Source organism: Paenibacillus sp. B46(2026) (genome assembly GCF_056786355.1).
In genome coordinates this window covers 5599263-5611294 of sequence record NZ_CM165907.1, presented here as the reverse complement: position 1 = coordinate 5611294, position 12032 = coordinate 5599263, and the positions used below count along the sequence as shown (strand labels likewise).

The 12032-nt window shown below is 40.5% G+C and carries 14 protein-coding genes; all 14 read left to right on the top strand.

The features are described 5' to 3' along the window. Window positions 1-12: 12 nt before the first annotated feature. The 14 genes from AC1S8V_RS24865 (at window position 13) to AC1S8V_RS24800 (ending at window position 11931) form a co-directional block, all read left to right on the top strand. A complete protein-coding gene (locus AC1S8V_RS24865; protein ID WP_145153958.1) occupies window positions 13-516 on the top strand; it encodes a hypothetical protein in 504 nt (167 codons plus the stop codon). Window positions 517-552: 36 nt separating this feature from the next. Beyond that, complete coding sequence (gene imm48 / locus AC1S8V_RS24860) at window positions 553-987, top strand: Imm48 family immunity protein (protein WP_482071183.1); 435 nt, start codon at window positions 553-555, stop codon at window positions 985-987. A 318-nt stretch (window positions 988-1305) separates the two neighbouring features. Continuing rightward, window positions 1306-2052: an RHS repeat-associated core domain-containing protein gene (locus tag AC1S8V_RS24855; RefSeq protein WP_482071182.1), complete on the top strand. Its 747-nt coding sequence runs from the start codon at window positions 1306-1308 to the stop codon at window positions 2050-2052. Between the two features lie 108 nt (window positions 2053-2160). After that, window positions 2161-3027 carry an SMI1/KNR4 family protein gene (locus AC1S8V_RS24850; protein WP_482071181.1) on the top strand — a complete coding sequence of 289 codons (867 nt, stop codon included), beginning with the start codon at window positions 2161-2163 and terminating at the stop codon, window positions 3025-3027. A 267-nt stretch (window positions 3028-3294) separates the two neighbouring features. Beyond that, the gene (locus AC1S8V_RS24845) at window positions 3295-3792 is read left to right on the top strand and encodes an RHS repeat-associated core domain-containing protein (RefSeq protein ID WP_482071180.1); all 498 of its coding nucleotides are present in this window, start codon (window positions 3295-3297) and stop codon (window positions 3790-3792) included. A 46-nt stretch (window positions 3793-3838) separates the two neighbouring features. Then, window positions 3839-4675, top strand: coding sequence for a hypothetical protein (locus AC1S8V_RS24840; RefSeq protein WP_482071179.1), 837 nt, complete (start codon window positions 3839-3841; stop codon window positions 4673-4675). A 164-nt stretch (window positions 4676-4839) separates the two neighbouring features. Continuing rightward, window positions 4840-4986, top strand: a complete 147-nt coding sequence (locus AC1S8V_RS24835) for a hypothetical protein (RefSeq protein ID WP_482071178.1) — start codon at window positions 4840-4842, stop codon at window positions 4984-4986. Between the two features lie 258 nt (window positions 4987-5244). Beyond that, the gene (locus AC1S8V_RS24830; protein ID WP_482071177.1) at window positions 5245-5499 is read left to right on the top strand and encodes a hypothetical protein; all 255 of its coding nucleotides are present in this window, start codon (window positions 5245-5247) and stop codon (window positions 5497-5499) included. Window positions 5500-5679: 180 nt separating this feature from the next. Continuing rightward, window positions 5680-5916 carry an RHS repeat domain-containing protein gene (locus AC1S8V_RS24825; RefSeq protein WP_482071176.1) on the top strand — a complete coding sequence of 79 codons (237 nt, stop codon included), beginning with the start codon at window positions 5680-5682 and terminating at the stop codon, window positions 5914-5916. A 271-nt stretch (window positions 5917-6187) separates the two neighbouring features. Next, window positions 6188-6685 carry a hypothetical protein gene (locus tag AC1S8V_RS24820; RefSeq protein ID WP_482071175.1) on the top strand — a complete coding sequence of 166 codons (498 nt, stop codon included), beginning with the start codon at window positions 6188-6190 and terminating at the stop codon, window positions 6683-6685. Window positions 6686-6776: 91 nt separating this feature from the next. Continuing rightward, complete coding sequence (locus AC1S8V_RS24815; protein ID WP_482071174.1) at window positions 6777-6941, top strand: hypothetical protein; 165 nt, start codon at window positions 6777-6779, stop codon at window positions 6939-6941. 231 nt (window positions 6942-7172) lie between these two features. Beyond that, window positions 7173-8432 carry an S-layer homology domain-containing protein gene (locus AC1S8V_RS24810; protein ID WP_482071173.1) on the top strand — a complete coding sequence of 420 codons (1260 nt, stop codon included), beginning with the start codon at window positions 7173-7175 and terminating at the stop codon, window positions 8430-8432. 5 nt (window positions 8433-8437) lie between these two features. Further along, a complete protein-coding gene (locus tag AC1S8V_RS24805) occupies window positions 8438-11695 on the top strand; it encodes a DUF5704 domain-containing protein (protein ID WP_482071172.1) in 3258 nt (1085 codons plus the stop codon). Beyond that, window positions 11668-11931, top strand: a complete 264-nt coding sequence (locus tag AC1S8V_RS24800; RefSeq protein ID WP_482071171.1) for a hypothetical protein — start codon at window positions 11668-11670, stop codon at window positions 11929-11931. The genes AC1S8V_RS24805 and AC1S8V_RS24800 overlap by 28 nt, the downstream gene beginning before the upstream one ends. Window positions 11932-12032 lie beyond the last annotated feature (101 nt).

The window sequence follows — 12032 nt, the reverse complement described above, 5'->3', positions numbered from 1 at the left end:
GACTGATGATCAATGAAAGAGATTAAAGTTAGTCAGGAATTATTAAACGAGATTGTAAGTATTCAATGGCTTTCAAATTGTGGTAAACCAATTGAAATTGATTTAGTTTGTTCGGTAGAACAAGTTGATGGATGGGAAAAAGCAGAAGAATATGATGAGAAGGATGAATGGGAGGATGTGATTTCGAATAGTAGAAATCAACTGTCAGAATTTATTATGAGAAAATTAGGTTATAGTGTTAGAGAATTCAATTCAACTGTTATTGCAGTAAGAGAGTCCCCTGAGTATAAAACTGCTATTGCTAATCTTATCGATGTTATAGAGGATAGACAGGTTAAAGAAGAATTTGGGGGTACATTAAGTTGGTTGTTGCTTAATGCAGGTATTGAACGTACATTTGCTGAGTTTAAAGGTTGTCCGCAATTTTTCAGTGAATTATTAGAAGTGTTTAAACTCGGTCACTGTCCATGTGGATGGAGTGGAAGATGGCCTAAAGGCACGCTATTTATTTACTAAATTCTTATTTAGAATACACGCGAAAGGGGATAAATAATGACTGACTTTTTAAACTCAAAATTTGATGAGATAGAAGTAAGTGATGCTGCAAACGAATTACGACTGTTTTTATCTAAACTATTTAAAATAATTGGTATTCGGTTCGAAGATACATCAGAGGTTGAGAGACAAGTTATTTCTGCATTTTGTTTTGGTGCTTTAAATGCTATTGTTCAGAAGGGAAATTTTAATCAACCACAGGCACATGCTCTGATAATTGCATTACTAATTAACGAGTTTAAATATAGTGAAAAGCAAGCAGTAGACTTTGCCGAGGATTTGATTAAAGCGACAAGTAAAGATTACCATCCTGTAATGAATGCAATAATTCATAGAGGGGTAGACGGGTACTTTCAGTATGTGGAAGATATGCTTGATGATTTAAAAAACAATTTACTTGATGTTATCAATACAGTCAACAAGAAAGCATGAGATTTGATAGTTCTATTGTATATTAACCTGCGAATTAACTCCTATGGCGTTACTTTTACTGGACGATTTTAATTCAAAAGCTTATTCCAACTCGGATAACGAGGAAGAATGAGCTTTTTGCATGCCTAAAATCAAGTAGATCATGTAGTAGGACTTTATGCTACTAACAAAAACCTTAAGTTGAATGCGCGCCTTTCGTTGATGTCTACTGGACAGCGGGACGTCACAACCGATTTGCCCATCAGACGGATGGAACCTATTGAAGTGCGGATCTCGATGTGTATTGGGATGTGGGATTAACTCGCCCAGCGAGGGCAAGTGACCCGCTATGTCATTGACGATGCGCATGAACTTAGCCGGGTGCTGATGGAGATGGACGGGGAAGGAAATGTGAAATCCCGTTACATCTATGGTCTGGGTCTAATCGGACGCGAAGATGCCGACGGAACGTATCTTAGTTACCATTATGACCTGCGAGGCAGTACGACGTTGCTAACGGACGAGCAGAACCGGGTGACGGACCGTTACACGTATGGATTATATGGGGAGCTGGATCAGCATGAAGGATTAACCCAGCAGCCGTTTGCATATAATGGTCGAGATGGGGTCATGACGGATGTCAACGGACTGTATTATATGCGTGCACGGTACTATGATCCAAAGCTGAAGCGGTTCTTGAACCGAGATGTGATCCGTGGAGAGATTCAGGACGGGCAGACGTTTAACCGGTATGCGTATGTGAATGGCAACCCGGTGAGTTATATCGATCCGTTAGGGTTGAGCAAGTGGGAAACTAAAGGTGATCGTCAATTCTTAGATAAACCGACAGCTGGAGATAACAAAGGAAGCATGCTCCGCGGTGATGGTGACAATACATTGTATCATTACACTGACGAGATGGGAGCTAAGATTATCTCAGATACAGGAGTTATTCGTGCGAAAAATGGTAAAGTTTATCTTACAGATCAGAAAGTTTCTTCAAAAGACGCTAATGCTGTATTGTTTGCTGGTCAAAGACCGGATGTAGTTATAACACATAGAAGTAGAAGTGAAAGTGAAAAATGATTTTTATGATAGGATAGGTGTTGAAACGCAGGATAATGAATTAATATTTAATGGTTCTATTAGGAATGGAAAACATGCTGATTTTACAGTAAAGGAGAACGACTTCAAATGAATGAATCAGAACATGGGATGACAATTGTTAAAGAATCCGAGTTACTTATGCTTAACAGTTTAATAATGGAAAGTAAATTCAGTTTGATCTCTTCAGATTCGCGAATGAACGCGAGTCCTATTTCAGCTGAGTTGGCTTCCCGTTTACTTGATACTATAGTGCGCTTACAGTCTGAAACAGACCCCTACAAAATAGAAAGTTGGAAAAATTGGTTAGAGAAAAAAAAAGAATGGATTTGGTCCAGATCTCTATCAATAATGATTAAAAATAAGCCGTTTCAGTGGGATGAAATGACGAAAAGTAGACGATTCGAATATATATCGTGGTTGTTTAGTCCGTATCAACTTGCAGACGATGAAAAGATACATTTCATAAATGAATATGAGGAATATTTAAAAACTATAGAAATGGATTCTTCTATAAATTTAAAAAAAGATTATGGAACAGCTACGGAACAAATGATAAGTAAATTGGAGAATGAGATGGGTTTTAGGTTACCAGAAGATTATAGAGTTTTCCTCAGTCGGTATAATGGTGGTACCCCAATTGTACATTTAAGTCTCGTTATTGTAGAAGAATTAAATGAAGCAATTCCTCTAGAAGCATTTTATGGAATTCACCCAAATAAAAGATACGATTTAGCACATTGGAATTTAGTCGAATATGAAGGAGAGATACCAGAAAAATTTATAGTTATCGGAGAAGTTGCCGAAGGAGGGAAGATCTTGTTAAAAATCAGTGGAAATGGTGGCGTATTCTACTGGGATGCAAATGATGAATTTGATGAGGGATTTATTTATAATGTTGGATTAAATTTCCGATTTTTTATAAAAAATTTAAAAAAAATGATCAAAAAATTCTGATTAATACTCAGATACGAAAATAGATAAAATTGCAAATCTGTTTGGTAAGGCAAATTAGCGAGGATATTAAGAGGAATTAGTAGAATTGCATTAACTATAAGCTTGTTCCTACAATTATGAATCAAACCTGGGTGATTCTCACCTTACCATTGTAAACTATTATAAATGAATCGCCTGCATCTAAATTACTATTAATATATATAAGAAAACCTTGAGCGCTGTTTTAAGCCGTTCAAGGTTTTCTTATATTAAACTGTTAACATCCTTATGACTGTATTGATGCGGACACGGTACTATGACCCGAAGTTGAAACGGTTCCTGAACCGGGATGTAATTCGCGGAGAGTTTCAGGATGGTCAGACGTTTAACCGATATGCGTATGTGAACGGGAATCCAGTGAGTTATATTGATCCGTTGGGGTTGTGTAAGGGTGAAACTAAAGGCGACCGTCAATTTTTAGATAAACCGACAGCGGGAGTGGGGGGGAATCCTAAAGGTCGAAATTTAAATGAATTTGAAATTAACAGAGCGAATCAAATACTGGATGATATTGCTGCACAAGCCCGGGGGAATGCAAGTGCTAGAGAACGCCTACAGGCCTTGAACGACCATGTTTTAAGTAACCGAAGTAGTACAGGTGGGCAAAATTATGGGGGTTGGAATTCTGTTTATGTGCGTGGTGAAAATGGTGAGAATGGAGTCATGCGTGTTATTTATAAGCAAACTTCTGAGGGGATTAAGTGGAATATAGTACAATGGCATTAAGTGTTAACAGATGAATTAAAAACTTAGTATGAAGGAGGGATTAAATTTGAATGAAAAAAGAGAATATATGAATGCACTATTGAAGTATTTAATGAATGAAAAGGATACAGAAGAATACCAAACCTTTCTTGTCATTCTAGAAAAGATTAAATATCAACCTAGTTTGATGAGATATTATGGAGAAGAGTTCATTAATAATTTGAAGGAACTCTTGCCCAACGTTACTGACAAGTATGATAAAGCTTCGATAATAGAAGCGATTGTACAATCTTTCTTTTGGTATGAAAGTGACAGAATATACTATAAGGAAATACTAAATGATTATATTTGGTGTTTGAGTGAATATGCTACTAGTATAAATGATAGTATCCTTTGTTTAACCTCATTTCTTCATATAGGAATCACTGAGCACGAGTTGGTGACGAAATTGGTCAAGAAGTTGGATAAAGAATATTGTCTATTAATACTTTCTAGATTAAGTTTGGAGGCCCCATGTAATTTAGAAATAGAGACATTAGATTGGCTTGAAGAAGCGAAGGTATATTCAAAGATAAGCCAACGTTCAGCGATTATAGCTCAATTCCTATTATTGATTCATCCACATATCAGAAAATATGCAGGTATAAGTAAAATCCACTTCTTATACGATTCATACAAAGGCGTATATGAGGATTGCTGGCCTAGAGGTTTACTCCCGAACAACAAAGATACCCTTATTAAGACAAATGTACTATCCCTAAAAGAAGTGAATACCTTAGAAAAGTTGGATGAGTTAATAAATACGCAAGAAGAAGATCTAGATTCAACTAAAGTTAGGGAATTATATGATGAATTTTTCGAAGATAAAGATCCATTTGAAGTGATCTTCACCCTGCCCTTGTAAAACTGTTATATAAATTTCTGAATCTAAACTACTGTAAATATGAGTTTGGAAAAATTGTATTTTAATGTAAATATTCGTGGGTAGTCTTTGTCAAAGTCTTATCTGAGTTTAGACGAAACATTCGTTTGGTTCAACCGCACCTGCAATGTATCCATGTGCCGCAGATGAACGAATGGTTGCTAGAAGGATTCGAGCGTGAGGTAGAAGATAAATACGGAAATCGGGTTGCATTTCGGGACGGAGACGTGGTCTTCTACCTGCAGATCTTACAGATGGGAGATTTTAGTGCACAGGTACCGCATCCTCATTAGTTTCAGAGGTAGAAATGATAACCGATGTGACCAACAAGTCAAAGAAAATTGTAGATCCATTGCGGTATACCTTATGGTGTACCGCATTTTTAAAACGATGAGTGGAGTAAGCTGTGAGAAATAGCTATAAAGGATCCATTCCAACTCCATAGTACATAAAAAGAGGAAGCATCATACCATTTACCCGAGTCGCCCAATGACTGTTGATGATTTCAATAAACTGTTTAAATCTTTACCATGGGAATACGGAGGTAAAAAATGACAGATAGTAATATAATAGATCCCTATGAGTTACAAATAAGCAAAGCTCTTGATAATGTTCTACCTAATGCATACGAAAATATTAAAAATATTGAAAATTTCCCAATTGAGATCGGAAAAAATATACTTTTTATATTAATGAAATATGCTTGTCAGAGTCAAAACCTATCTGTGATTATGTTAGGAAGAAATAAAATAAAAGAAATATCTTTAGTGTGGTTAACAGTTTATTTTTTGAGGTGTCCAATGTAACGATTGATTTTGAAGACGATTGGGAGTACCTGAGATTGTTAGAGTTAGTGAAGGGAATGATTCCGGAATTTCTTAGTGTATTTATCAACAAAGGTTTAATTTCGGGTAACGTTGAGATACAAAAAGCAGCAAAAGACTTTCTTTAACCACTAAACTTCTACATCTTCTACAGGTAATAATTTGGTATCATACTATTATGACAGCGCTGAACTGTCCGAATGGACAAGTCGTGCAGTATTGCTACCAAGCTGGTACGGACGTTTGACCCGGTATCGCTATGATACGAGCGGGAAACTCATCGATACGAAGCGTCCGAATGGCAGTCAGGAGCAGCGGGAATACGATGCCGCGGGCCAGCTCACTCGCCTGACGGATACGAACGTATCGGTAATACGTTTTATAGCAATTCAAGTATGAGTAGTCCAAGAATCTACTACTGCAGAAAGAGAACTAAAAGAACACGTATGATAAGTTGAAGTACCTATGCATTGGTGCCCAGCCGGACCATGATGTACAACTACACGTATGATTCGCCGGACGACCTGACGATCAAACGTTAAGGTACATCAGAAGTGGAGATGGTGGACAGTTCGCCCATACAGACTCTGCACAACACATGGGACAGCCCCTTTTAATTAATAAGTGGTAGTATTAAAATAACCCGAACACCTTAGAGAGGTGAGTTACATTGAAAGTAGACAAAATAATCTTTGACAGGATAGATAGAATTAATTGGTTTACGAATTGTGGTGCTCCACTAGCTCCGGGTAATATAAATCAAAGTATTGTTCAGGTTGAAAATTGGGAACAGGCCAAAACATGGTATACAGATGCTAAATGGGAGGATACCACATTAGAGGCAAGAAATATGTTAACAGAATTTTTGAATAGTAGATATCCAAATAAATATGCAGAATGGAATAAAATTGTGAACGAGGCGAAGGGGTATATTGAATCGTCATTATCAGATAAACTATGGAGCTATGAGGAGAAATACAATCTCGGCAATAGTTTTATTGATTGTGTTAAATGGGATGTGCTGCATGCTATTATGGAGTTTGCTTATAGTGATTGCAAAACTATCCCACATTTTTTCCTCGATTTAATCTTGGTTTACGAGAATGGCAATTTTCCATGTGGATGGGAAGGGTATTATCCAGAAAATGGGAAATTAGTGGTGTACTAAGATGGATGTAATCTTATGAATATGTAAAAAAGAATGCAGGATATTTGTGGAGTTGAATAAGGGTGTATAACTCGTTTAAACAAGTAGTTCTTTGTTAGATGCAGATGATCGCTCAGGCTCAAATAATATAAGTAAATTATTAGATGTGATCTATGGAAACTTAGATGGAGATGAATTCCATTCAAGTTTTTCTGTTTTAATTTTAGCGTTTATTAAAACCTACTTAGGGTTATCAATGATTTATTTGATTCAATAGACCTATATTTTTTGAGTCTATAGTGGTAAAATATTCATATAAATGGCATTTTTGATTGGATCTTAGGTTGTAGATGTCCTAGGCATAGGATAACATTTTGAAACTAACGAGGGTCTTAAATAAAAACGAATTATAACCACATTATCGAGGTGATAAACAAGTCTCAATATCTAGACTTAAAAAAGTACATAAGTAGCAAGAGATCAAGAGAGAAGAATTTAAAATTGGAGCGTGAAAGATTTGAAAAAAGTAACACAACTCATATTAAGCAGTGTATTGGTAATTGGAATATTCCCTTTCACCGGAAACACGAGTCAAGCAGCAGTTACCTCGTTTAAAGATGTGGCTACGAGCCATTGGGCGAAAGCATCGATCGATGCAGCGGTAGCAAAAGGTTATTTCAAAGGATATAGTGATGGCACGTTTAAGCCCGGAGCAACAGTGACGCGCGCGGAATTTGCAGTATTGCTGGCCCGAGTGGCTAAAGGGACGCCGGAAACAGAGCGAGCTAATATGTTTAAGGATTTGACAGGGCATTGGAGTGAGGCAGAAGTGAAACGTGCGGTATCCTTTGGTTTTCTGAAGCCTTCGGATTATCCGAATGGGTTTAAGCCAGGCTCGGCTTTAACACGAGAGGAGATGGCAAAGTGGCTGAGCTCAGGACTTGCAGCTCAGGATGAAGATTACAAGCAAGCGTTGAAGGACACAGAGAACACATTGGTGCCTGTAGCTGAGTTCTACAAGGGTGGCTTGAAGAAAGCATTATATCCTTACGTCTCGGTCGTATTAGGAACTGGGTTAATGAGTGGGTACCCCGATGGAACGTTTGGTCCGGGAAAAACAACGACACGAGCAGAGGCGGCTGTGATCTTATCCCGTTACGATCAAGTGCAAGAAAGTAAGGCCGATTCTTACAGAGATTTGAATGAAATGCGTGAGGTAGGTCTGACGGGAAGCAATCTGACGTCTGCTACGCCATATGTTTATCTGAAAAACGAAGACGGTACGAGTGCAAGTTTTGACCGAATTGTCGGTAAAACGGTTAAATTACGTAATAATTTAGGCACCCTGATCCCGCATCGGATGATTGTAGCCGATGCATATTCTAAGACGGATATTCGAAATCTTTATGGTAGGATGTTTATAGACCAAGACTATGGTTTTATGAATAACGAATATTATGATGTCTTTTTGGAAGTAACTGTGAAACCTACTGGGGACAATCTAAGAAATTTGGCATTCCACCAAGCGGTAGCTGGTATTTTTACAACGGTAAGTAACTTTAAAAGCGGAAAAGTAGAAACTTTTGGAATAATCAATCTACCTGTAGAAGAGTATGTAAATTCGGGTTTCTTCAAGAAGGAAACTCCAAGAACATTTTGGATGCAATTTCTTTTAAAACGAACAACAGATGGGTCATTAAGTGAAACATGGAAGTCTTTCACCGTTGATAAAAAAACTAGCGCCTCCTTTAGCCTTCCACTGAGATGATTCGAATGAAGAAAACGAGAGTGTATGTATTTTTTCTTATTGTTAGTATTGTTGCTATGTTAATTCTGATTAATGGGAGTTTCGCTAACGCGGCCAATAGTCAAACCGACCAAAAAGTAGTGGTTGTGAGTCCAGATGCGGAAGATAATATGGAATTAATTAAATTGGATGATCCTGTAGCACTACCAAAGGGGCCAACAGGTTATCAAAAGGTCGTAAGAATTTTTGAAGGAATAAAAGAGGCAAATCCTGGTGTGTATTGGTATCAAATTGACAGTTTGGAGTGGATTGCAGAGTCCTCATTTGGAGACGTGAAAGCATCAAATGTCATCTATAATGGGATACCAGCTCCAATTGTCTCAGAAGTAAGAGATCACATTCGAATGGCAGGAAACTCAGCATACGTACCAGATGAATATCGAGATAAATTTGGAACAAAAGTTTCTCGGGAAACTGTGCCCAACCCTCATATCGTTAAAGCTGAAACAACAGGAGTTCAAGGGCAAAAATCGTTAATTACTAATTTGATACTTGATGAATCCCGAACAGCTTTGACGTTAATATCAGATACGGGAAAAAAGAGTTCAAGTTTGTACGAAGCCCAGTATACTGATGATTATGGCAAGAACAACCAAGGGCAAATGAAACATAGTACATTATATCTTACTCCTCTGACTATTACATGGAGAGGCAAGTGGACTGAGCAAAAGAAAATTCGTCTTACGGGAACCCAACGATTAGCCATAGATGAAGAAGCCTATCTTAAAGGTGAAGTGGCCACCATGAGTAACGGGGCTAGTGGGTATGGAAATTGGGTAAATATATCGACACGTTCTGGTGTGACATGGAAATCAGACCAAAGTGGGGTAGTAGATGTTAACCCAAGTGGCAAGATCAAAGGAATAAGTCCCGGGATCGCAACAATTTCTGTGCAATGGAAAAGTGACGATGCCTATGAATATGATCTCATTGCATACTTAAAAGTCACGGTGGGTGATGGGACAGCCCCACCAGGGGGAGTTGCAGGCTGTACATATACCATCAATCCACCGAATGAGGTAGCCGCACCCGAAACTGCGTTTATGGACCCTGGTGCCCAAGGGCATATTTTGGCGGATGATCCAACGAATGGAATTCATTTTGATGCCACGCGGGGGATACCGACCTCGGAGCACCTGTACGCCAATACGTGGGCGATGAATTATCTGTTCCAGCATACCTTTGGCAAACAGCAAGGGACGATTACCTATGATTGTACCGCGGACCTTACGTATGCCCGGACCTGGAAAGTGAAGCAGCCTAACCTGCCAGGACCGAATGGTACGTCTATCCCGCAACCCGATACCGAGGATTCGGATACGGTTGATGTGAAGTACACGTTCAGCTTTGACCGAAACTATAGCTACTGGAAAATTAATAACGTCGAACTGTATTCGATCGAACAGGCGAAGATGGAGAATTATGCTCTTCCTGACGGAAGCCGGATTACACTCTGGCCCCAGGGATATACACCGCCAGAGCTGGAGATGGAGCATGACGAAGATGTGGAGATTCATGTCATGCCGCAAGAAACGGGGGAAATCAGCTACGTTCCGGATGTACTGGCGAGCTCTGGTTATGCCCCGCTACCGATCCCGAACGATGAAGGATTACTGAAAGGTATAGCGGAGGGTCAAACGGGCCCGCCTGATGTGAAGAACGATGCGCTGGACTTTACCTGGGAGGGTTCAACGACAAACGTCATGGATGGCAGCACGGTGGTTGAAAATGGACCGGATCCGACGCAAATCCCGGCACCAACGAAGATCGGCTCGTATAAAAATACCGGGGAGCAGGTGCTGTATGAAGATCAGCTGTTGATTCCCCGGACACTCTTGAATAAAGCGGATACGGAGTCCACAGGGGAAATCCAATATGCCCTCCATCCAATCACCTTAGGCGGCAGTGGAGGAAAAACGTTCTCTGTCGATCCGATCAACACCGTCACCGTCCATACCCCAGTGGTGAACTACTCGCTTGTCTCGGATGATCAGCCGCATAATCAGAAAACGGTGCCGAACATGAGTCGGTCCGCGCTCATTTTGGAGCGACCGTTCACGGTTCGCATCCCGACGAGCGGCCAGCATCTGGATGCAGGCTCGTATCCGGGATACGGAGATCGGGACTATGCGAAGTATTATCGGATCAAACAGGTGCGTTTCCCGTTTGATGTGTATAGTGCCGACCGGACAGAGTTCTATCCACGAAATACGTGGATTGACATTGAGGTTCCTGTGCTGGATACGACCTTTTATTTACCCGTCTGGGTGGATGAGGGAGATTACCAGGTCGAGTTTCGCAACATTGCGGAAAATGCACCGTCCGAGTACCCTATGCAGTCAGAAGTCGATGCTCAGCCAGATGCGAATACCGATCTGTACTACCACGTTGCATCCGATGAAGTATCCGTCGAGGTTATTGGCCGATTGTATGACTTTGAAATCACGGATATTGCGGACTACAACTGGGAACTTGTTTTCCGGCGCTTCAAGGGCAGCATTGCCCCAACGTGGATTAGCTACTGGACAGGCACGCAGGATATCGATGGGGACAAGCGAGGCAATTTCTCGCAGTTCACCGTACCGATCCGTCCGGGAAGCCATCCGCTACAGGGATACCAAAATGTGGCGGTGAAAACGGGATACCACTTCAAGTTTGATTTTAAAACGAAAGGCAATATGTTTGGTCCGAGAGACGGGATTCGTCTGACCCCGACCTTTGATTTTGTGAGCAAGGATGGCCAAACCCGTGTGCCCGTGGATTTGTATTATTCGACCAATCAGCGGAACTTTATCCGCATCGGCTCGGCAGAGGATCAGGTGAAACGATTTGTGATTCTGAATGATCGGCTTCGTCAAGTTCCGTCCGAACAACTGCGAGATACAGCGACGTACAAATACAACCGATATGGTGAAATCCACCCGGGGATGATGAGTGAACGAGCGTACCAAGAGTACTATCGAGACAAATTCACGAAAATGAAAACGCCAGTAGGCGGATACAGCCTACTCTTGATGCCAGAACAGTTGCGGACATTTATCGGTCCCAAAACCAATATTCCAACGACCGCCAGTGCCGATGTACTGCGTGCGAATGCAGCCATTCAACAATGGTACGGGGAATACAGTCTACCTGCCGAGCCCTATGTGGTGCAAGCGGGAACAAACTTGGCTGAGTATGGACGTACGCAGGCGGATTGGATGCTAAATCACCAATCTTCTTGAAGGATGGGTATATCGTGGTGAACTTTAACTTTGAGTCCATTCGAGAAGGAAATCTGGCGGCGCCGCATCTGCAATATATCCATGCCCCGCTGATGAATCAATGGTTGCTAGAAGGATTCCAGCGTGAGGTAAAGGATAGCTACGGAAACAGCTTTACGTTGCGGGACGGAGACGTGGTCTTCTACCATGCCGATCGCTCGAGCCGGGATGATTTTAGTGCGCAGGTACCGCATTAGTTTTAAAATGTAGAAATGAGAAATAACATGATATAGTCTAAGTCATTTTTAAAGAGAACACTGTAGACTCATTTGCGGTATGCCTTACGGTATACCGCATT

What these genes read in the sequence shown, in the direction of transcription:
- AC1S8V_RS24865 (WP_145153958.1), top strand. Translation starts at nt 13, where the DNA reads ATGAAAGAGATTAAAGTTAGTCAGGAATTATTAAACGAGATTGTAAGT.
- imm48 (WP_482071183.1), top strand. Translation starts at nt 553, where the DNA reads ATGACTGACTTTTTAAACTCAAAATTTGATGAGATAGAAGTAAGTGAT.
- AC1S8V_RS24850 (WP_482071181.1), top strand. Translation starts at nt 2,161, where the DNA reads ATGAATGAATCAGAACATGGGATGACAATTGTTAAAGAATCCGAGTTA.
- AC1S8V_RS24845 (WP_482071180.1), top strand. Translation starts at nt 3,295, where the DNA reads ATGACTGTATTGATGCGGACACGGTACTATGACCCGAAGTTGAAACGG.
- AC1S8V_RS24835 (WP_482071178.1), top strand. Translation starts at nt 4,840, where the DNA reads ATGAACGAATGGTTGCTAGAAGGATTCGAGCGTGAGGTAGAAGATAAA.
- AC1S8V_RS24830 (WP_482071177.1), top strand. Translation starts at nt 5,245, where the DNA reads ATGACAGATAGTAATATAATAGATCCCTATGAGTTACAAATAAGCAAA.
- AC1S8V_RS24805 (WP_482071172.1), top strand. Translation starts at nt 8,438, where the DNA reads ATGAAGAAAACGAGAGTGTATGTATTTTTTCTTATTGTTAGTATTGTT.